General features: G+C 73.0%; 17 protein-coding genes. 8 read left to right on the top strand and 9 right to left on the bottom strand.

Annotated features, from left to right (window positions below; genetic code table 11):
• Nucleotides 1-83: 83 nt before the first annotated feature.
• Nucleotides 84-1283, top strand: coding sequence for an ROK family transcriptional regulator (locus OO60_RS29995; protein ID WP_033262579.1), 1200 nt, complete (start codon nt 84-86; stop codon nt 1281-1283).
• A gap of 147 nt (nt 1284-1430) precedes the next feature.
• On the opposite strand, the gene OO60_RS29990 is transcribed toward OO60_RS29995, so the two are convergent.
• Nucleotides 1431-1892 (bottom strand): pyridoxamine 5'-phosphate oxidase family protein, encoded by a 462-nt coding sequence (locus tag OO60_RS29990; protein WP_033262578.1) that lies wholly within the window; start codon nt 1890-1892, stop codon nt 1431-1433.
• Here OO60_RS29990 and OO60_RS29985 point away from each other — a divergent pair.
• The gene (locus tag OO60_RS29985; protein WP_033262577.1) at nt 1891-2367 is read left to right on the top strand and encodes a MarR family winged helix-turn-helix transcriptional regulator; all 477 of its coding nucleotides are present in this window, start codon (nt 1891-1893) and stop codon (nt 2365-2367) included. The two genes, OO60_RS29990 and OO60_RS29985, sit on opposite strands and share 2 nt — an antisense overlap.
• A 51-nt stretch (nt 2368-2418) precedes the next feature.
• A complete protein-coding gene (locus tag OO60_RS29980) occupies nt 2419-2736 on the top strand; it encodes a nuclear transport factor 2 family protein (RefSeq protein WP_003055976.1) in 318 nt (105 codons plus the stop codon).
• On the opposite strand, the gene OO60_RS29975 is transcribed toward OO60_RS29980, so the two are convergent.
• Nucleotides 2720-3226 (bottom strand): PaaI family thioesterase, encoded by a 507-nt coding sequence (locus OO60_RS29975; protein ID WP_003055972.1) that lies wholly within the window; start codon nt 3224-3226, stop codon nt 2720-2722. The two genes, OO60_RS29980 and OO60_RS29975, sit on opposite strands and share 17 nt — an antisense overlap.
• Before the next feature lie 118 nt (nt 3227-3344).
• Between OO60_RS29975 and OO60_RS29970 the strand changes: the two genes are divergently transcribed.
• Genes OO60_RS29970 through OO60_RS29960 form a run of 3 tightly spaced genes read left to right on the top strand, consistent with a single transcriptional unit; the run spans nt 3345 to nt 6850 of the window.
• Nucleotides 3345-3713, top strand: coding sequence for an ArsR/SmtB family transcription factor (locus OO60_RS29970; protein WP_003055969.1), 369 nt, complete (start codon nt 3345-3347; stop codon nt 3711-3713).
• Between the two features lie 9 nt (nt 3714-3722).
• On the top strand, nt 3723-4454 hold the full coding sequence (locus OO60_RS29965) for an HAD family hydrolase (RefSeq protein WP_033262576.1): 732 nt from the start codon (nt 3723-3725) through the stop codon (nt 4452-4454).
• Entirely contained in the window at nt 4451-6850 is a 2400-nt protein-coding gene (locus tag OO60_RS29960; protein WP_003055964.1) for a glycoside hydrolase family 65 protein, read from the top strand. Before OO60_RS29965 ends, OO60_RS29960 begins: the two co-directional genes overlap by 4 nt.
• Here the strand turns inward: OO60_RS29960 and OO60_RS29955 are convergent.
• Nucleotides 6831-7016 (bottom strand): hypothetical protein, encoded by a 186-nt coding sequence (locus OO60_RS29955; RefSeq protein ID WP_003055961.1) that lies wholly within the window; start codon nt 7014-7016, stop codon nt 6831-6833. The two genes, OO60_RS29960 and OO60_RS29955, sit on opposite strands and share 20 nt — an antisense overlap.
• 40 nt (nt 7017-7056) lie before the next feature.
• A complete protein-coding gene (locus OO60_RS29950) occupies nt 7057-7995 on the bottom strand; it encodes a Ppx/GppA phosphatase family protein (RefSeq protein ID WP_003055957.1) in 939 nt (312 codons plus the stop codon).
• A gap of 256 nt (nt 7996-8251) precedes the next feature.
• On the opposite strand from OO60_RS29950, the gene OO60_RS29945 reads away from it, so the two are divergent.
• Nucleotides 8252-8836: a class F sortase gene (locus OO60_RS29945; RefSeq protein WP_033262669.1), complete on the top strand. Its 585-nt coding sequence runs from the start codon at nt 8252-8254 to the stop codon at nt 8834-8836.
• 322 nt (nt 8837-9158) lie between these two features.
• Here OO60_RS29945 and OO60_RS29940 read toward each other — a convergent pair whose 3' ends face one another.
• The 3 genes from OO60_RS29940 to OO60_RS29930 all read right to left on the bottom strand — a co-directional run bounded on the left by OO60_RS29940 (nt 9159) and on the right by OO60_RS29930 (nt 18281).
• A complete protein-coding gene (locus OO60_RS29940; protein ID WP_003055952.1) occupies nt 9159-10199 on the bottom strand; it encodes an LLM class F420-dependent oxidoreductase in 1041 nt (346 codons plus the stop codon).
• A gap of 84 nt (nt 10200-10283) precedes the next feature.
• Nucleotides 10284-11495: a fumarylacetoacetase gene (fahA, locus tag OO60_RS29935; RefSeq protein ID WP_003055948.1), complete on the bottom strand. Its 1212-nt coding sequence runs from the start codon at nt 11493-11495 to the stop codon at nt 10284-10286.
• Nucleotides 11496-11657: 162 nt separating this feature from the next.
• Entirely contained in the window at nt 11658-18281 is a 6624-nt protein-coding gene (locus OO60_RS29930) for a DUF885 domain-containing protein (protein WP_003055946.1), read from the bottom strand.
• A gap of 133 nt (nt 18282-18414) precedes the next feature.
• Here OO60_RS29930 and OO60_RS29925 point away from each other — a divergent pair, with 133 nt between their 5' ends.
• Nucleotides 18415-19419 carry an AsnC family protein gene (locus OO60_RS29925; RefSeq protein ID WP_003055943.1) on the top strand — a complete coding sequence of 335 codons (1005 nt, stop codon included), beginning with the start codon at nt 18415-18417 and terminating at the stop codon, nt 19417-19419.
• Here the strand turns inward: OO60_RS29925 and OO60_RS29920 are convergent.
• Together OO60_RS29920 and lspA are read right to left on the bottom strand one after the other, a co-directional pair.
• Nucleotides 19416-20345 (bottom strand): RluA family pseudouridine synthase, encoded by a 930-nt coding sequence (locus OO60_RS29920; RefSeq protein WP_003055941.1) that lies wholly within the window; start codon nt 20343-20345, stop codon nt 19416-19418. The genes OO60_RS29925 and OO60_RS29920 overlap by 4 nt on opposite strands.
• Nucleotides 20342-20971 carry a signal peptidase II gene (gene lspA / locus OO60_RS29915; protein ID WP_003055939.1) on the bottom strand — a complete coding sequence of 210 codons (630 nt, stop codon included), beginning with the start codon at nt 20969-20971 and terminating at the stop codon, nt 20342-20344. The genes OO60_RS29920 and lspA overlap by 4 nt, the downstream gene beginning before the upstream one ends.
• Between the last annotated feature and the right edge of the window lie 6 nt (nt 20972-20977).

Below are 20977 nucleotides of genomic sequence, written 5' to 3'. Positions count from 1 at the left end.
CCGGAGCGGGCGTATTCCGGCGGGACCGGGGCGGGGACGGCTAGCGTGACGGGCAGGACGAGGACGACAGGAGGCGGGCACGGGTGGCCGGCGTAGAAGTTCCCACGGTCGGTACCCCCGCCGGGATGCGCAAGATCAACCAGCGGGCGGTGCTCGACCTGCTGCGCCGCGGCGGGCCGGCGACCCGGCCGCAGGTGGCGAAGGACACCGGGCTGTCGAAGCCGACGGTCAGCCAGGCGCTGCTGGCGCTGGAGGCGGCCGGCCTGGCGCGGCCGACCGGGCAGACGTCGACCGGCACCGGCCGCTCGGCGGTGCTGTACGAGGCCGACCCGACCGCGGGGTACGTGCTGGGGGTCGACATCGGCCGCGAGCACATCCGGGTGGCGGTGTCGGACCTCGGGCGCGCGCTGGTGGCGCGCCGCGACGAGCGCAACACGGCCCGCTCGGGCGCGGCCCTGGTGACGGCGGTCGGGAAGATCGCGGCCTCGGCGGTCGCGGAGGCCGGTCTTTCGGCGGCCGACATCGTTGTCCGGGTGGTCGGCTCCCCCGGCGTCGCGGATCCGGAGAAGCGGTGCTTCCGGCACGCGCCGAACCTGCCGGGCTGGGGCCGCGCGGGCCTGATCGACGACCTCGAAGCGGCACTAGGTCCGGACCTGATGGTGGAGAACGACGCGAACCTGACGGCGGTCGGCGAGTGGGAGAGCGGCGCGGCCCGCGGCGCCTCGGTGTTCGGCTGCATCACGATCGGCACGGGCGTCGGCATGGGCATGATGGTCGACGGCCGGGTGTTCCGCGGCGCGACGGGCGCGGCGGGCGAGATCGGCTACCTCCCGTACGGCCGCACCCGCGCGGCGGACGAGCCGGCCACCCCACCGGCCCGCGGCCACCTGGAGGAGGCGACGGCGGCCCAGTCGGTGGTCCAGGGGGCGCGCGACCTCGGCCTGGGCACGGCCAAATCGGCCCGCGAGGTGTTTCGCCTGGCCCGCGAAGGCGACGAGCTGGCCCGCCGCGCGGTGGAGACGGAGGCGGACCGCCTGGCGTACACGGTGGCCTCGGTGGCAGCGGTGATCGACCCGGAACTGATCGTCCTGGGCGGCGGCATGGGCACGGCGGCGGACCTGCTGCTGGAGCCGATCGACCGGGCACTGCGCGCGTTCACGCCGTTGGTGCCGAAGGTGGTCCAGGGCGAGCTGGGCGAGGCCGCGGTCCTGACGGGGGCGATCAGCGTGGGTCTGAGGGCGGCGGAGGGTCTGGTGTTCGAGCGGCGGGTGGGTGCGGCTTAGGCCGATGACGATCCCTTGCGCAGGACTTCCCCGCCACGTTCGCAAAGCTGCCGGCCCACGTGCCGCCCGGCGACCACCGGACACTTGCGGAATGGGCGCTCGCGGATGTGCGCTGCCGCAGGTCGAGCGGTTCGCCTGGCAAGTGACCTAAGCCGCCCGCCAGGCCTCGCCGCCGGTCGAAAGGCGCCAAGGGGTCAAGCGCAGCACCGTGATCTTCGGGTCGCGGTGGTCCTCGCCGCCCAGGATCTTCGGGTCGTAGCCCAGTGGCTCCGGCGTCGACGCGAACAAATCCCACAGGTACCTGCGCGTCTGCTCGTCGTCCGCGAACTCCGCGTGGCACTCCGCCACCGCCACCTCGTGCTGCGGGTCCCAGTACGAGCACGACACGTACGGCGAGGCCGCCAGGTGCGCCAGCTTCACCGGCGTCGGGCGGGTGAACAGCCAGCCCGTCAGGCCGTCGGGGCCCAGCTCCCAGATCGGGTGGACGATCCGGGACCGCGGGCGGCCCCGCCGGTCCACCGTCACCAAGGTGCACCACACGATCCGGTGCGCCACGCGGACGAACCCCTCGGCCAGCTCGGCCGGCACTCTGCTAGATTCCACAACCATGGTTGTGCATCCTAGCAGCCTCGACCTGTCCTTGACGGCCCTCTTCGCGGGCTGGGCGATGACCGACGAGGTCCAGCGGCGGCTCGCCGCGCGGGGCTTCGGCGAGCTGCGGTTCAACGACGGCGTCGTGATCCAGCACGTCCTGGCCGCGCCGCTGTCCATCACGGCGCTGGCCGAACGGATGGGCGTTACTCAGCAGGCCGCGTCGAAAGCGGTCGCGGACCTCGAGCGCCGGGGGCTGCTGCGGCGCGAACCGGACCCGGCGGACGCGCGCACGAAGCTGCTTCACCTGACCGCGCACGCGCTGGCCGCCGTCGAGGCGACCCGCGAGTTGCGGCAGCACCTTCAAGACGAAGTGGTCGCGGAGTACGGCGCCGAACGCGTCGAGGCCGCCCGGGAACTGCTGGCCTCGGTCATCGGCCGCTTCGGCGGTGCTGACGCCGTTCGCGCGCGGCGGGTGCGGCCGCCTCGATGATTACTTCGCGCGTAATCGACACGTGCCGCGCGGGGCCGCAGGATCGGCGGCATGAGCGAAACCAACCGCACGATCGTCGTCACCTGCCTCGAAGACCTCTTCGTGCGCAAAGACTTCGACGCCGCGAAGGCCGCGCTGCACCCGGACTTCGTCACCCACAGCCCCGGCCTGCCCTCCGGCCGGGAGGCGTTCACCGACGCCGTGCGCAACTCCCCGCTGGCCGGGGCGGCAGCGCAGATCCAGCACGTCGTCGCGGAGGACGACCTCGTCGTCGTGCACCTGCGCGTGGGCGACACCGCCGTCGTCGACATCCTCCGCGTCGAGGACGGCCTGCTGGTCGAGCACTGGGACGTCAAGCAACCGGTCTGATCACGCAGGTCCCCGACGCCGTGGCCAGCAGCTTGCCCTCGGCGTCGCGGATCTCGCCTTCGGCGAAGGCGATCCGCGAGCCCTCCTTCACCACCCGGCCCGTCGCCCGGATCTCCCCGCGGCCCGCGTGGATCGCGCGCAGGTAGCTCACCTTGAGCTCCACCGACGCGTACCCGACCCCGGCCGGCAGCGTCGTGTGGACCGCGCAGCCGATCACCGAGTCCAGCATCGTCGCCGCCACGCCCCCGTGGACCATGCCGATCGGGTTGTACAGGGACTCGTCGGGCTCGGCGACGGCGACGACCTCGCCCACCGCGATGCGGTCCCAGCGCATCCCGAAGTGGGCGGCGATCGGGGCCGGCGGGACGCGGCCCTCGGCGATCGCCGTCAGGTACTCGAGGCCGGACATCGTGGCCCCGAGCCGGGCGGACTCCAGCGGGTCCTGCCAGGTGATGGTCTTCGAACGGACCTGGGCTTCGACGTCGGTCATCCGGGCTCCTCGACTATGACAACTGTCTTAAGCCTCGCCCGCGGGACGGCGAGCGTCAAGCGCGGCGTGACCCACACCACCGGTGGTCCGCCCGCGCCGCGGGTGGAATCATCCGGGGGTGAGCACCGACCGCAAGCTGATCGACCCGGAACGCGTCGCGGCGGCGGTCGAGGGGCTCGGCGACCGCGCCGTCATCGACGAATGGGCCCGGCGCTTCTCCGTGGTCGCCGACCCGTCCCGGCTCGCGCTGCTGGTCTCCATCCACTACGCCCGCGAGATCAGCGTCACGGATCTGGCCGCGGCCACCGGCATGACGGACACCGCGGTGTCACAGGCTTTGCGGCTGCTGCGGGCGCACGGGCTGGTCACCCCGCAACGCACCGGCCGGGTAGTGCGATACCGGCTGGCGGACGCGACGGTCCACGAACTCATCCATCGGGTGCGCCCACACCCCGAACAGCCCGCGAACGACGCCGAACACCGGTAGCGTGCGGGCATGACGGGATTGCCCGAGACCATCACCGCCTGCCTGTTCGACCTCGACGGAGTGCTGACCGGGACGGCGATCCTCCACCGCGAAGCGTGGAAACGGACATTCGACGAATTCCTCCGCGCCCGCGACGGCGCCGGCTTCGCGGAGTTCACCGACCACGACTACGCGGCCTTTGTGGACGGCCGCCCGCGCGCCGACGGCGTGCGGGAGTTCCTGCGGTCACGGGGGATCGTGCTGCCCGAGGGCGAACCGGACGACCCGGTGGACGCCCCGACCGTCAACGGCGTCGGCAACCGCAAGAACGAGCTGGTCCTCAAGATCATCGACGAACGCGGCGTGAACCCCTACCCGGGCTCGGTGCGCTACCTCGAAGCAGTGAAGGCCGCCGGGCTGCGGATCGGCGTCGTGACGTCGTCGGCGAACGGCGCGAAGGTCCTCGACGGCGCCGACCTGAGCAAGTACGTCGAAGCGCGCATCGACGGCATCGTCATCCGCGAACAGCACCTCAAGGGCAAGCCGGCCCCGGACTCGTTCCTGGCCGGCGCGGCGGCGCTCGGCGTCGAGCCCGCGCACGCGGCCGTCTTCGAGGACGCCCAGTCCGGCGTCCAGGCCGGGAAGGCCGGCGGCTTCGGGTACGTGGTCGGCGTGAACCGGGCGGACCAGGCCGCGGAACTGCGGGCCCACGGGGCCGACATCGTCGTGGACGACCTCGCCGACCTGCTGGAGGACCGATGACCGAACCGCGCGGCTACGAATGCTCGCCGTGGGAACTGCGGTGGCGCGGCATGGACGTCGACGCCCTGCAGCGCACCGAATCGGCGTTCGCGGTGTCCAACGGCCACATCGGCCTGCGCGGCACCCTCGAGGAGGCCGAGCCGCGCGGGCTGCCCGGCACCTACCTCAACGGCTTCTACGAACAGCACGAACTCCCCTACGCCGAGGCGGGCTACGGCTACCCCGAAGAGGGCCAGACCGTCGTCAACGTGACCGACGGCAAGATCATCCGGCTGCTCGTCGAGGACGAACCGCTCGACATGCGCTACGGCGCGGCCACCGCGCACGACCGGGTGCTGGACTTCCGCAAGGGCACGCTCAGCCGGACCACCGAGTGGTCGTCGCCGACCGGGCGGCGGGTCCGCGTGCGCACCGAACGGCTGGTGTCCTTCACCCAGCGCGCGATCGCCGCGATCCGGTACGAGGTCGAGCCGCTCGACGAGGACCTGCAGCTGGTCGTCCAGTCCGATCTGCTGGCCAACGAGCCGATCGAGTCCGACACCAGCGACCCGCGGGTGGCCGCCGCGCTGGAGTCGCCGCTGGTCGGCGAGTTCCACCGCGCGTCGGACTACAACGCCGTGCTGGTGCACCAGACCCGCCGCTCCGGGCTGCGGATGGCCGCGGCGATGGACCACAAGATCGAGGTGGACGACGGGATCCGCGCCCGCATCCACTCCGAAGAGGACCTCGCCCGGCTGACCGTCGCGGTCGACGTGCCGAAGGGCGGGCGGCTGCGCATCACCAAGTTCCTCGCCTACGGCTGGTCCGCGCAGCGGTCGGTGCCCGCGCTGCGGTCGCAGGTCGAGGCGGCGCTGGCCGGCGCCCGGCAGACGGGCTGGAAGGGCCTGCTCACCGAGCAGCGCGAGTTCCTCGACGACTACTGGCGGACGTCGGACATCGAGATCGAGGGCGACCCCGAGCTGCAGCAGGCCGTGCGGTTCGCCCTGTTCCACATCCTGCAGGCCGGGGCCCGCGGGGAAAGCCGGGCGATCGCCGGCAAGGGGCTGACCGGGCCCGGCTACGACGGGCACGCCTTCTGGGACACCGAATCCTTCGTGCTGCCGGTGCTCACCTACACCATCCCGGACGCGGCGCGCGACGCCCTGCGCTGGCGGCACTCCACAATGGACAAAGCGCGGGAACGCGCGCACCAGCTGGGGTTGCGCGGCGCGGCGTTCCCGTGGCGGTCGATCAACGGCGCCGAGTGCTCGGCGTACTGGCCGGCCGGCACGGCGGCGTTCCACGTCAGCGCGGACATCGCCGACGCCGTCCTGCGCTACCTCAACGCGACCGGCGACGACGAGTTCGAACGCGACTACGGCACCGAGCTGCTGCTGGAAACCGCGCGGCTGTGGGCGTCGCTGGGCCACCACGACCGGCACGGCACGTTCCGCATCGACGGCGTCACCGGGCCGGACGAGTACTCCGCGGTGGCGGACAACAACGTCTACACGAACCTGATGGCCCGGCGGAACCTGCAGGCGGCGGCGGAGTCGTGCGAGCGGCACCCGGAGGTCGCGGCGCGGTTCGGCGTCGACACCGTCGAGCTGGACTCCTGGCGCGCGGCCGCCGCGGCGATGTACCTGCCCTACGAAGAAGAACTCGGCGTGCACCCGCAGTCGGAAGGCTTCCTCGACCACGACGAGTGGGACTACGAGAACACCGATGCGGCGCACTACCCGCTGCTGCTGCACTACCCGTACTTCGACCTGTACCGCAAGCAGGTGGTGAAGCAGGCGGACCTGGTGCTGGCGCTGCACCTGTGCGGCGACTCGTTCAGCCCGGAGGAGAAGGCCCGAAACTTCGCCTACTACGAAGCACGGACCGTGCGGGATTCCTCGCTGTCGGCGGGCACGCAGGCGGTCATCGCGGCCGAGGTGGGCCACCTGGAGCTGGCGTACGACTACCTCGCCGAAGCCGCGCTGACCGACCTGCACGACGTGCACAACAACGTCCGCAACGGCCTGCACATGGCGTCGCTGGCCGGGGCGTGGCAGGGCGCGGTGGCCGGGTTCGGCGGCCTCCGCGACCACGGCGGGGCGCTGGCGTTCGCCCCGCGGCTGCCCCCGCAGCTCGGGCGGATCACCTTCCGCCTGATGTTCCGCGGCACCCGGTTCCAGGTCGAGATCGACCCCGACCAGGTCACCTACCACGTGGTGGCCGGCGAGCCCCTGCAGGTGCTGCACCACGGCGAGCGCATCACCGTCACGGCCGAGCCGCAGCGGTACCCGATCCCGAAGATCGACGCGGGCCCGACGCCGAAGCAGCCCCCGGGCCGGGCGCCGATGCGGCGTGACTCGGAGGCGGTGCGTCAGTACGCCGAGCCGGCCAATCCCATCACTGTGGAAGGTCGCTGACGACGTCGTCCCGTGCGGGCGGGGCCGGGACTTCCTCGGTCCCGCCCGGGTTGACGTCCGGGTCGGGGGCGGTCGGCACGTCGTGCGTCAGCTGCCCGGGGGTCGGGAGCTTCGGGAGCTCGTCGTCTTCGTCGTCACGGCCGTGGATGCGCTGCTGCTCGCTCATGCCTTCCGGAATACCCGGTTTTCGCGCACGGGGCCAGCGGTCAGGCCGCCCTCTTCGCCGCCGCCCTCGCCTTGTCCTGAAGGCTGAGCAGCAGGCCGTCGCGGGTCGACCAGGGGCAGATCGTCACCTTGCCGCCGGCCACCGCCAGCAGGGCTTCCGCGACGATCGCGCCGGCCAGGGCCTGGTGGGCGCGGCTGCGCGAGATGCCGGGCAGCTCGGCCCGCTTCGACGGCGGCAGCGCGGCGAGCCGCGGGATCCACGCGCGGAGGTCGTCGAGCCGCAGTTCCTTGCACTTGCCGGGCCGGGCGCCGGCGAGCCGCGCGAGCTGCTGCAGCACCTTCGAGCACCCGACGACCCGCGGATCGTCGACGTCGGCGGCGCCGAGGGTGGTGGTCACGACGTCGAGCGCGTGCGCACGCAGCGCCTTGACCTGCTTGTTCGACACGCGCTCGGACGGCAGCCAGTCCCGCGTCATCGACCGGGCGCCCAGCGGGAGCGAACGCGCGAAGGTGGCCTTCTCGCCGCGGCCGGCGGCCAGTTCGACGGTCCCGCCGCCGATGTCGAGCACCAGCATCGGCCCGTCGTCACCGGCGTACCAGCGGCGGGCGGCGAGGTAGGTCAGCTCGGCCTCGCAGCGGCCGGAGAGGAACCGCAGCTCGACCCCGGTCTCGCCGGCGACGTGCCGGACGACGTCGGCCGCGTTGGCCGCGTCGCGGATCGAGGAGGTGGCGAGCGGGTAGACGTCGCTGACGCCGTGGTGGTAGGCGGTGGTCATGCCGGCGGCGACGGCGGCCGTGACGGCCTCGATGCCGCGGTCGGAGAGCCGGCCACGGACGTCGAGCTCACGGTCGAGGCGCAGCCGCGTCTGGTGGTTGACGAGCGGTTCCCGCGGTGAGCCGTCGACCGGCACCACCACGAGCCGGGCGCTGAACGAGCCGACGTCCAGCACCCCCACCGCGGGCTCTTCGATTTTCCGCACAGCTCGGCGCACCTCACTTCCGTCCGGTGAATATCCCCAGTTCGCCGGTTTGAAACCAGCAATGATGTCGGATCTCACGGCCTTCCGCCGGGCTTTTCCGGTATTGAGGCCCTCCGGACGTGCCTTTCTGACGCGAAGGTCACAGTGAAGTGGCCCGATTGAGTGAATCGTTGTGCGCCCGGACACGATTCGGTAACGCCCGCGGCCGGGTGGCGATTCAGGAGACATCGGAACCGGTGTGGAGCAGGGGAACGTGATGGAGCGACGCTCCGAACTCGTGCGGCCCGCTGCCGTGGTGCTCGCGGTCGTGGCCGGGCTGGGCTGTGTCCTGCTCGGGGTCACGTCGGTGCTGGCCCCGGCGTCCCCGGTGACGCCGGGCGCGGAGGCGGCGGACAGCGTGGCCGGAGCCCCACCGGCGGCGCTGCTGATCCCCGACCTCGACCTGACGCTGAACCACCTGATCGCCCTGGGCCACACGGCAGGCCGCCGCGAGCAACCGGGCACGGCGGCGGGGGTGGGCTGGTTCAGCGACGGTCCGGCCCCGGGATCACCGGGCGTCGCGGTGTTGTCGGGCCACTCGGGCTTCGGTTACGCCTCGGGCGCCTTCGCCCGCCTGGCGCGCTTGAAGCCGGGCGCAGCGATCACGGTCCGCGATTCCCATGGGCACGAGACGAGGTTCACGGCCCGCCGGGTGGCCCTGTTCCCGGCGAACGAGCCGGACAGCACGCTGGTGGCGCCGGAGGAGGCGGGACCGGAGCTGCGCTTGATCACGAGCGACGGGAGTTACGACAGCGCCGGCCTCGGCGGAGCGCGGGTGGCGGTGTACGCGACACCGGCTTGAGGCGCGGGTGGTGGGCTCGCTTGGGCGCGCAGAATTGTCGGTGCTCGCCGGTAGAGTGGAATACGGGGGGCGCCCCCGCGGCCGGGGGTGAGCTCAGGCTTCCGGGCCACACCGACGGGCTGCCGGGCGCGGAATCCCGCCCGGCAGCCACCCGCCGCCGCGGGCTTGCGAGTCAGCCGATCAGCTCACGCAGCCGCGACACCGCTGTCGCGGGCCTGCGAGTCAGCCGATCAGCTCACGCAGCTGCAACACCGCCGCCGCGGGCCTGCGAGTCAGCCGATCAGCTCGCGCAGCTGCGACACCGCCGCCGCGAGCCTGCGGCTCAGCCGATCAACTCGCGCAACTGCGACACCGCCGCCACCCGCGCCTCGCGGCCCGGCTGCAGCGGGTTCACCACCAGTGTCGTCGCGCCCGCCGCCTTGAACGCCGCCAGGCGCTCCTTCACGTAGCCCGCCGGGCCGACCAGGGAAATCGCGCGCAGCAGCTCCAGCGGGACCGCCGCGGCCGCTTCCTCCTTCTTGCCGTCCAGGTACAGGTCCTGGATCAGCTTCGCCTCGGCCTCGTAGCCGTAGCGGCAGGCCAGGTCGTTGTAGAAGTTCTTGCCGCGCGCGCCCATGCCGCCGATGTACAGGGCCAGCACCGGCCGCACGTAGTCCAGGAGCGGCTCCACGTCGTCGCCGATGGCCAGGGCCACCGTCACGTACGTGTCCAGCTCGCCCAGGGCCGCGTCGCGCTTGGCCTTGCCCTCCGCCAGGGAGGCGCCCCAGACGTCGGCCGCCTTCTCCGGGTGGAAGAAGATCGGCTGCCAGCCCTCGGCGATCTCGGCCGTCAGCGCGACGTTCTTCGGGCCGATCGAGGCCAGCAGCACCGGGATCCGCTCGCGCACCGGGTGGTTGATCAGCTTGAGCGGCTTGCCGAGCCCGGTGCCCTGCTCCGGCGGCAGCGGGATCGTGTAGTGCTTGCCCTCGTGCACCACCCGCTCGCGGCGCCACACCTGGCGGCACACCTCGACGATCTCGCGGGTGCGGGCCAGCGGCGCGTCGTACTTCACGCCGTGGAACCCCTCGATGACCTGCGGGCCGGACGCCCCCAGGCCGAGGATGAACCGCCCGTCGGAGACGAAGTCGAGGCCGGCCGCCGTCATCGCGGTCAGGGTCGGCGTGCGGGTGTAGATCTGGAAGATGCCCGACGCCAGCTGGACGCGCTCGGTCTTCGCGGCCAGGTAGCCGAGCTGACTGACCGCGTCGAACGAGTACGCCTCCGGCACGAAGACGACGTCGAGGCCGGCCTTCTCCAGTTCGACGACGTCGGCGACGCTTTCGGCGAAGCCTCCGGAGTAGCTGATCCCGGTCCCGATCCTCATGGGCGTCCTTCCGCGGTGAACGAGCGCTTAGTCGCTCGTCATTATGCGCGTTACCCGGCTCCTTCCGGTGTGGGCACCGCCACGTCAGCCCGCGACGACCGTCCCCCGCACGTCGCCGAAGCCGATGCGCGTGCCGCCCGGGCCGGGGGCGGTCGCGCTGATGACGACCTCGTCGCCGTCCTCGAGGAACGTCCGCGTCACCCCGCCGGGCAGCTCGAACGGCTCGCGGCCGCCCCAGGACAGCTCCAGGAACGAGCCGCGCTGGTCGCGCTCCGGGCCGGTCACCGTGCCCGAGGCGAACAGGTCGCCGGTGCGCAGGCTCGCGCCGTTGATCGTCATGTGCGCCAGCTGCTGCGGAGCCGTCCAGTACTGGGTCGCGAACGGCGGGCTCGACACGAGGTGGCCATTGAGGCGGACCTCCATGGCGAGCTCCAGGCCCCACTTTTCGCCGGTCCGCAGGTACTCGAACGGCTCCGGGTCCTGCGTCGGGCCGTCGACGCGCGCGTGTTCCAGCGCGGCCAGCGGGACGATCCACGGCGACACCGACGTCGCGAACGACTTGCCGAGGAACGGGCCCAGCGGCTGGTACTCCCAGGCCTGGATGTCGCGCGCCGACCAGTCGTTGACCAGGCAGACGCCGAACACGTGGTCCGCGAAGTCCGCTGTGGACACTCGCGTGCCCGGCGCGGACGGCACGCCGACGACGAACCCGACCTCCGCCTCGATGTCCAGCCGCTGCGACGGGCCGAACGAGGGGGCATCGGCGGCGCGGGGCTTGCGCTGCCCGTGCGGCCGGACGACCGGCGTGCCCGACGCGACGACGGTGCCGGCCCGCCCGTGGTAGCCGATCGGCAGGTGCTTCCAGTTCGGCGGCAGCTCGGTCGCGTCCGGGCGGAAGATCTTGCCGGCGTTGAGGGCGTGGTGCTCGCTGGAGTAGAAGTCGACGTAGTCGGCGACGTCGAACGCGAGGTGGGTGGTCACTTCGGCCAGTGGCACCAGGTGCGGCCGGAGCTGGTCGGCGTACCGGCGTTCGGTGAGCCATTCGGTGACGCTCGCGCGCACGTCCCGCCAGGTGGCGGGCCCGGCGGCCAGCAGCGGGTTCAGCACGCCCCCGGTGAGCAGGGGCGCGAACGCGGCGGCGGTCCCGGCGGCCGCGGCGGTCAGGTCGAGCACGTGATCGCCGACGGGAACGCCGATCCGCCGCTCGGGCGCCCCACCGGCGGAGAAGACACCGTAGGGCAGGTTGTCCAGGCCGAACGGCGTGTCGTCGGCAAGGTCGAGCCAGGTCACGTTCACTCCTCGTCCAGGGCGGCTCGCGCCGCCGGGTAATCGGTCACGCCCGCCCTCCGGCGGCCATCGGGTCGCGCCCACCATGGCCGGCGCCGGCCGGCATCACCTCGAGCCCGAAGGCGCGGCCTGCGCGAGCCGGACCGCCGCCTGCACCTCCGGGCACCGTTGTCACCTGCCGTTCCCCGCTGCGCGTGTGGCCACCCAATCCGCCACCACGTCCGCCAGGACCGGGAGGGGCAGGGTTCCGCTGCCCAGCACCGTGTCGTGGAACTCGCGGATGTCGAACCGGTCGCCCAGTGCCTGCTCGGCCTCCGCGCGCAGGCGCTCGATCTCCAGGCGGCCCACCATGTAGCTGAGCGCCTGGCCCGGGTGGCCCGCGTAGCGGTCGATCTCCGCGTCGATCTCGATCTGGGCCATCGGGGTGTTGTCGCGCAGGTAGTCCACCGCCTGTTGGCGGCTCCAGCCCAGCGCGTGCAGACCCGTGTCGACCACCAGGCGCGCCGCGCGCATCGAGTCCTGGGTCAGGAGGCCGAGGCGGGCCACGTCGTCCGAGTACAGGCCCATCTCGTCCGCCAGGCGCTCCGCGTACAAGCCCCAGCCCTCCGCGTACGCGTTGAACATCGCGATCCGGCGCAGCAGCGGCACGCCCGTCAGCTGCTGGGCGAGCGCCAGCTGGAAGTGGTGCCCCGGCACGGCTTCGTGGAACGCGACCGCCTCCCCCAGCGTCCGCTGGCGCTCCTCCGCCTCCTGCGTGTTCGCGTAGTACGTGCCCGGCCGTGAACCGTCGAGCGACGGCTCGATGTAGTAGGCGATCGAGCCGCTTTCGGCCTCCGCGGCGGGCACCGGGGCCACCTGGCACCGCTCCGCCGGCACCCGCGAGAACCATTGCGGCGCCACGGCTTCCGCGCGCGTGATCGTCGCCCGGGCGGCGTCCAGCAGCTCGTCGCCGTCCCGCCAGCGCAGGGCCGGGTCCGTGCGGATGCGGTCGAAGATCTCCGCGAGGTCGGTGGTGCCGAACACCTTCTCGCCCAGCTCGCGGTACTCCCCCGCCAGCTGCTCGATGATCGCCAGGCCCGTGTCGTGCAGGTCCTGGGGCGTGCGCTCGGTCGTCGTCTCCGCCCGGATCAGGGCCGCGTACCGCTCCGCCCCGCCCGGCAGGTCGCCGATGCCCGGCGACGTCTCGGGCCGCGCCACCGGCACGACCTCGTCGGCCAGGAAGTCCTGGTACCGCGCGTACGCCGGCCGGACGACCTCGGCCAGCAGCCGGTCGCGCTCGGCTTCCAGGCCGTGGACCGGCACCTTCAGCGGGTCGTTCTCCGGCGCGCCGAGGTACCGCTCGACGTAGCCGACGCCGATGCGCGCCAGGAACTCCGGCGGGATCAGGCCCTCGGCGAGCGCGGCCCGCTGCCGCTCGATCAGCTGGTCCAGGTACGTGCCGACGGCGGCGAGCCGGCTCAGGTAGCCGCGGGCCTTGACCTCGTCGTCGAGGACCGTCTGCGGCAGCGCCATCAGCAGCTCGAGGGCCGGCGCGGCCAGCCCGTCGCTGACCGCGATGTCGGCCCGGCCGGAGTCCAGCACGTCGATCTGGGTGCGGGCCTGCCAGATCACGACGTCCCGGGTGACCCGCTCGGCCGGCGACAGCGCCGCCGCGTCGATCGCCTCCGCCCGGGCGATGATCCCGGCGAGCCCGGCGCGGTGGCGGGCGGCGGCCTCGGCGGTCTGGTCGGCGAGCTTGTCGTGGGTGCCCGGCAGCCCATACAGCGACGGGAACAGCGGCTGCGCCTCGAACATCAGCTCCAGGCACTCGTCGGCGAGCCGGTCGGGCGTGTCCCGCTGCGCCGCCACCCACTCCGCGACGACGCCGGCGAGCACCGGCAGCGGCAGGGTGCCGCTGCCCAGCACGACGTCGTGGAACTCGCGGATGTCGAACGCCGCGCCCAGCGCCTGCTCGGCTTCGGCGCGCAGCCGCTGGATTTCCAGCCGTCCCACCATGTAGCCGAGCGCCTGCCCCGGGTTGGCGGCGTACCGGTCGACCTCCGCCTCGATCTCCAGCCGCGCCATCGGCGTGTGCTCGGCGAGGTAGCCGACCGCCTGCTGCCGGCTCCACCCGAGCGCGTGCAGGCCCGTGTCGACGACCAGCCGCCCGGCCCGCATCGAGTCCTGGGTCAGCATGCCCAGGCGCGAGACGTCGTCGGAGTACAGCCCCATCTCGTCCGCGAGCCGCTCGGCGTAGAGCCCCCAGCCTTCGGCGTACGCGTTGACGTGCGCGATGCGGCGCAACAGCGGCAGCCCGCCGAGGTCTTGCGCGAGGCAGAGCTGGAAGTGGTGCCCCGGCACGGCTTCGTGGAACGCGACGGCCTCGCTGGTGAACCGCGGCCGCTTGGCCGCCTCGTGCGTGTTCGCGTAGTAGACGCCCGGACGCGTCCCGTCGAGCGACGGCCGCAGGTAGTACGCGATCGTGCCGCTGGCGGCTTCGGCCGCCGGGACCGGCGCAACCTGGCACTTCTGCTCCGGCACCCGCGAAAACCATTGCCCGGCCACGGATTCCGCCCGCGTGATGGCTGCCCGGGCCCCGGCCAGCAGCTCCTCGCCGTCCCGCCAGCGCAGCGCCGGATCGGTCCGGATCCGGTCGAAGATCTCCGCGAGATCGGTGGTGCCGAACAGCTTCCCGCCCAGCTCGCGGTATTCCTCGCCGAGCTTTTCGATCAGCGCCAGGCCGGTGTCGTGCAGGTCCTGCGCGGTGCGTTCGGTGGTCGTCTCGACGCGGATCAGCGCGGCGTACCGCTCCGGCCCGCCCGGCAGGGCACCGATGCCCGGCGACGTCTCGGGCCGCGCCACCGGCACGACCTCGTCGGCCAGGAAGTCCCGGTACCGCGCATACGCCGGCCGGACGACCTCTTCGAGCAGCCGGTCGCGCTCGGCCTCGAAGCCGTCGAGCGCATGCGGCGGGGTCACGCGCAGCGGGTCGCTGCCGGGCGCGCCGAGGTAGCGGTCGAGGTAGCCGATGCCGATGCGCACCAGGAACTCCGGCGGCACCAGCCCTTCGGCCACCGCCGCGCGCTGACGGCCGATCAGCGCGTCGAGGTAGTCGCCGACCTCGGCCAGCCGGCGCAGGTAGCCGCGCACCTTCGGCTCGTCGTCCAGCACCGTCTGCGGCAGGTAGAGCAGCAGCTGCAGCGCGGGCGCCGCGAGCCCGTCGCTGACCGCGAGGTCGGTGCGGCCGGAGTCGATCTCGTCGATCGCCGTCTTCGTCTGGGAGATCACGACGTCCCGGGTGACGCGCTCGGCCGACGGCAGCCCGGCGGGGTCGATCGCCTCGGCGCGCCCGGCGATCGCCGCGTACGCGGCACGGAACCGGGCTTCGGCCTCCGCGCTCGGATCGGGCAGCCGGTCGTGCTCGCCGGGCAGGCCGAACACCGACGGGTAGAGCGGCTGCCGCTCGAAGTTCACCGCCACCAGCTCGTCGGCGAGCCCGTCGGGCGTGTCGAGCCGCCCGGCCACCCAGTCCTCGACCACCTTCGCGAGCGCGGACAGCGGCAGCATGCCGTGTCCCAGCACGACTTCGTGGAACCCGCGGATGTCGAACGCCGCCCCCAAGGCCCGCTCGGCCTCCGCGCGCAGCCGCTGGATCTCCAGCCGCCCCACCATGTACCCGAGGGCTTGGCCGGGCCAGCCGACGTACCGGTCGATCTCCGCCTCGATCTCCAGCCGCGCCATCGGCGTGTTGTCGACCAGGTAGTCGATCGCCTGCTGCCGGCTCCACCCGAGCGCGTGCAGGCCCGTGTCGACGACCAGCCGGCCCGCCCGCATCGAGTCCTGCGTGAGCATGCCCAGCCGCGAGACGTCGTCGGAGTACAGCCCCATCTCGTCCGCGAGCCGCTCGGCGTAGAGGCCCCAGCCTTCGGCGTAGGCGTTGAACATGCCGATCCGCCGCAGCAGCGGGACGTCCTGCAGTTCCTGGGCCAGGCTCAGCTGGAAGTGGTGCCCCGGCACGGCTTCGTGGAACGCGATCGCCTCGCTGGTGAACCGCGGCCGCTTGCCGGCCTCATGGGTGTTCGCGTAGTACGTGCCCGGGCGGGTCCCGTCGAGCGACGGCTGGAGGTAGTACGCGATCGTCCCGCTCGCCGCGTCGGCCTCGGGCACCGGCGCGACCTCGCACTTCTCCGCCGGGATGCGCGAGAACCACTGCGGCGCCACGGCTTCCGCGCGGGCGATGGCTTCCCGGGCCGCGGAGAGCAGCTCCTCGCCGTCCCGCCAGCGCAGCGCCGGATCGGTGCGCAGGCGCTCGAAGATCTCGGGCAGTTCGGTGGTGCCGAACACCTTCGCGCCCAGCTCGCGGTATTCCTCGCCGAGCTTTTCGATCAGCGCCAGCCCGGTGTCGTGCAGCTCCTGCGCGGTGCGCTCGGTGGTCGTCTCCGCGCGGATCAGCGCGGCGTACCGCTCGGCCCCGCCCGGCACGTGGGAAATCCCGGGGGCGGTGTCCGGCCGCCCGGCCGGCTCGACCTCCGTGCGGAGGAAGTCCCGGTACCGCGCATACGCCGGGTGAACCACCTCCGCGAGCAGCCTGTCCCGCTCGGCTTCGAAGCCCTCGACGGCCGCTGTCGTGCCCACCTTCAGCGGATCGGTGTCCGGCGCCGCGAGGTAGCGGTCGATGTACTCGACGCCGACGCGCGCGAGGTACGCGGGCGGCACCAGCCCTTCGGCCAGGCTTTCGCGCTGCCGCCCGGCCAGGTCGGCGAGGAACGGCTCGATCGCCGCGAGCCGGGCTAGGTAGCCGCGCGCCTTCTGCTCGTCGTCCAGCTGGTAGTACGGCAGGTACATCAGCAGGCCGAGCGCGGGCGCGGTGAGCCCGTCGCTGACCGCGAGGTCGGCGGCCCGCGCGCCGAGCCGGTCGGCTTCCACCTCGGCGGAGGCGATCACCACCTCGCGAGTGACGGCTTCCTCCGGCGTCAAGCCGTCGGTGGCCAGCGCCCGTGCGCGGGCGGCGAGGGCCGTGTATGCCTCGCGATAACGCTCCTGGGCTTCCCGGGTCTGGTCGGCGAGCCGGTCGTGGTCGCCGGGCAGGCCCAGGATCGACGGATTCAGCGGCTCCTGCTCGAACGACAGCTCGACGAGCTCGGCCGCCAGGCCGTCGACGGTGTCGCCGTGCCCGGCCACCCACTCGTCGACGACGGAGGCCAGCACCGACAGCGGCAGCGGGCCGCCGGCCAGCACCAGGTCGTGGAACGCGCGGACGTCGAAGCGCGAGCCGAGCCGCCGCGCGGCCCTCGTGCGCGCCCGCTGGATCTCCCGGCGCCCCACCAGGTAGCCCAGCGCCTGGCCGGGCCACGCGATGTAGCGATCGACCTCGGACTCGATCTCGGGACGCGACTCCGGCGTGTGTTCCAGCAGGTAGTCGACGGCCTGCTGGCGCGTCCACCCCAGCGCGTGCAGACCCGTGTCGACGACCAGCCGGCCCGCCCGCAGCGAGTCGCCGGCCAGCATGCCGAGCCGGGCGATGTCGTCGGAGTACAGGCCCATTTCGTCGGCGAGGCGCTCGCTGTAGAGGCCCCAGCCCTCGATGTAGGCGTTGAAGCCGCCGATGCGGCGCAGCAGCGGCAGCTCGGTGAGCCCCTGCGCGATGCTGAGCTGGAAGTGGTGCCCTGGCACGGCTTCGTGGAAAGCGGTCGTCTCGGCCATGTGCCGGAACCGCTCGGTGGCTTCGTGCGTGTTCGCGAAGTAGATCCCCGGCCGGGAGCCGTCGGCGGCCGGGCGCAGGTAGTACGCCGCGGGCGCGCCGGGCGCGACTTCAGACGGCACGGCTTCGACCGAGCACGGCTGCGCCGGGATCCGGCCGAACCACTTCGGGGCCTCCGCGGCCGCGCGGGCGACGGCCGTGCGAGCGGTCTCCAGCAGCTCGTCCGCACTGCGCCAGCGCAACGACGAGTCGGTGCGCAGCCGCGCGAAGATCTCGGCCAGGTCGTCGGTGCCGAACGCCCGCAGCCCCAGCTCGCGGTACTCGACGGCGAGCGCGGCGATGGTGTCGGTGCCGATCCGGTGCAGCTCGTCCGGGGTGAGCTCGGTGGTCGTGTGCATCCGCGCCAGGCCGGCGTACGTCTCCGCGCCACCCGGCAGCCACGACAGGCCGGGCCGGTCCTCGGGCCGCCCGTGCGGCTTCACCTCGGTGAGGAGGAACTCGCGGTACTCGGCGAAGGCCGGGCGGACGACGTCGGCCAGCAGCTCGTCCCGCCGCCGCTCGAACGCCTCGTCCGGGGCCGGCTGGCGGCGCAGCGGGTCGGCCGCCGGGTCGGCCAGGTAGCGGTCGAGGTGCGCGACCGCGGCGTCGACCAGGTGGGCGACCGGGAGCAGGCCGGCGGCGATGCCGTCGGCGTGCCGCCGTGCGGCCTGGCGGAGGTACGCCGGGATCGCGGCGAGCCTTCCGAGCTGGGCCTCCGCGGTCTCCCCCGCCGTCACCGTGGTCATCGGCAGCGCCATGAGCAGGCCGGCCGCGGTCCCGATGGACAGGTCGGTGACGGTGAACTCGGTCATCCGGCTGTCGATCGAGGCGATGCGGTTCTCGGCCGTGGCGATCAGCACCTCGCGGGTGACCCGGTCCTCGGCGTCCTCGGCCGTCAGCGCGCGGGCGCGGTCGAGGAACGCCGCGAGCCGGGCGCGGAACACCTGTTCGGCCTCGGCCGACAGATCCGGCAGGCCGGGCTCCGCCGGGCGCAGGCCCAGCAGCGCCGGCGTCAGCGGATCGGCGGCGAACAGCGCTTCGACGAACTCGTCGGCGAGTTCGGTGACCGCGGTCATGGCAGGACCCCCAGCTTCGACTGTTGTGCTCCCGGCCGACCCTAACGGAGATCACCGACAGAAACGGCGGGCCGTTCGCCGGGGGCGGACGGCCTGCGGCACCGCGGATGGGCGAAGCGGTAGCGTTCGAGGGGTGGCCGTGACCGATCCCGTGGATACCCGCCTGCTCGCCGCGCTCGCCGACCTCGGCAAGGCGGCCGTGCACGAGCTCGCGGCGAAGGTCGGCATGGACCCGCGTGAGGTCGCCTACCGGCTGGTCGCCCTCTCCGGCAGCGGCCTGCCCCTGCTCGTCGGGGTCGAAAGCGACCCGAACGGCCTGCGCGCAGCCATCGCCGGGGCCCCGCCGTCGTGGGCGAACCGGCCGCCGGCGCAGTACCCGCCTTCGCAGCCGGTACCGCAGCAGCCGGTGCCACAGCAACCCGTGCCGCCGATGCCGCCGCCGGTCCAGGGCACGCCGTCGGGGCCGTACACCGTCCAGGGCGCCCCCTCGGGGCCGTACACCGTGCAAGGCGCCCCCTCGGGGCCGTACCACGTCCAGGGCACGCCGTCCGGGCCGCACCAGGTCCAGGCCGGGCGGTACCCCGGCCCGCCCCCGCAGCAGCGGCCACCCCGGCCGGGCCCGCCACCGGTCCCGCTCGACCCCGCCGTGAGCACGTGGGGCATCCCGCAGACGGCGTCCTGGGCCCGCGGCGACCAGCCTGCCGCCCCGGCCGGCGGCAAGCGCGGCCGGCTCGGCGAGGTCATGGAGACCCAGGGCCTGGAGGGCGAGCAGCTGTCGGTGCAGCTGCTCGAAGTCCAGGACCCGGCGGACTACCTGTTCAGCGCGGCCGGCTACCGCCTGGAGGACGGCGAGCGCGCGGTGGTCGTGCACACCGAGATCACCAACCGCGGGTCGATCCCGTTCGCGTCGCTGCCGGACAACTACCTCGAGCTGCTCGCCGCCGACGGCCAGGCGATCGGCAAGGCGCCGGTGTCGCTGACCTCGCGTCCGCCGCACAAGATCGGCGTCAAGCCGGGCGAGACGCTGGGCGGCCACACGGTGTACGTGCTCCCCGACGCCACGCGTGTGGTTTCGGTGCGCTGGAGCCCGCGGCCGGAGCCGGACGAACGCACGCTGACCTGGTCGATCGAGGACTAGTAGCTTTCCTCGCGCAGGATTTCCAGTGCTTTCGCCAGGTCGTCCGGGTACTCGGACTCGAACTCGACCCATCGGCCGTCCGCCGGGTGCGCGAACGCCAGCGTCTTCGCGTGCAGCCACTGGCGGCTCAGGCCGAGGTGGCGGGCCAAGACCGGGTCCGCGCCGTAGGTCAGGTCACCCACGCAGGGGTGCCGCAGGGCCGAGAAGTGCACCCGGATCTGGTGCGTCCGCCCGGTTTCCAGCTTGATGTGCGCCAGCGACGCCGCCCGGAACGCCTCGACGACCTCGTAGTGCGTCACGCTCGGGCGGCCGCCCTGGACCACGGCGAACTTGTAGTCGTGGCGCGGGTGGCGGTCGATCGGGGCGTCGATCGTGCCGCGCGTCGGATCCGGGTGGCCCTGGACGATCGCGTGGTAGCCCTTGTCGACCGTGCGTTCCTTGAACGCGCGCTTCAGCACCGTGTACGCGTGCTCGCTCTTGGCCACCACCATCACACCGGTGGTGCCCGCGTCGAGCCGGTGCACGACGCCCTGGCGCTCGGCCGCGCCCGACGTCGCGATGCGCAGGCCGGCCGCGGCGAGGCCGCCGACGACCGTCGGGCCGGTCCAGCCCGGGCTCGGGTGCACGGCGACGCCGACCGGCTTCGAGATCACCACGATGTCGTCGTCGTCGTGCAGGATCTGCATGCCTTCGACCGGCTGCGCGACGACCTCGACCGGGTTCGCCGGCTCCGGCAGGGTGATCTCCAGCAGGCCGCCGCCGGAGAGCCGGTCGGACTTGCCGGCGGGACGGCCGTCGAGCAGCACGTCCCCGGATTCGGCGAGCTCGGCGACGACCGTGCGGGACAGCCCGAGCAGCTTGGCGAGGCCGGCGTCGACCCGCATCCCGTCGAGCCCGTCGGGCACCGGGAGCATCCGCGAGCTCACGCCTGCTCCTTCTCGAGCTTCTTCTTGTCCTTGGTCGACGTGCCGTCGTAGTCCTTGCCCAGCAGGGACAGCAGCACGATGAGCGCGCCGCCGACGCAGATCGCGGAGTCGGCGATGTTGAAGATCGCGAAGCCCTTGCCGTTGGGCGCGAAGGCCGAAATGAAGTCGACGACGTGGCCCTGCAGCCCGCCGGGCGCGCGGAAGATGCGGTCGGTCAGGTTGCCGGTGGCGCCGGCGAGCACCAGGCCGAGGCCGATCGCCCAGCCGATCGAGCGCAGCCGCCGCGACAGCCAGACGATCGCGACGACCACCGCGAGGGCGACCAGGGCGAGCACCCACGTCATGCCGGTGGCCATCGAGAACGCGGCACCCGGGTTGCGGATCACCTGCAGGTAGATCAGCCCGCCGAGGACCTTGACCGGCTCCTTGCCCTCCAGGTTCGCCACGACCAGGTTCTTCGTCACCAGGTCGATCGCCCAGAACACGACGGCGACCGCGAACACCCAGCCGACCCGCCGCTTCGGCAGCGGCGTCGCCGGTTCTTCCGGCGTCTCCTGCACGGTCTCGGGCGTCGCCTCGGCGGCGGCTTCGGTGTCGGGTTCGGAGTGGCTGGGCTCGGTGCTCACCGCTCC

The sequence above is a fragment of the Amycolatopsis vancoresmycina genome (genome assembly GCF_000716785.1).
GTDB lineage: Bacteria > Actinomycetota > Actinomycetes > Mycobacteriales > Pseudonocardiaceae > Amycolatopsis > Amycolatopsis vancoresmycina.
Note: the sequence above shows the minus strand (reverse complement) of the source record. Positions and strands in the feature narration are given on the sequence as shown.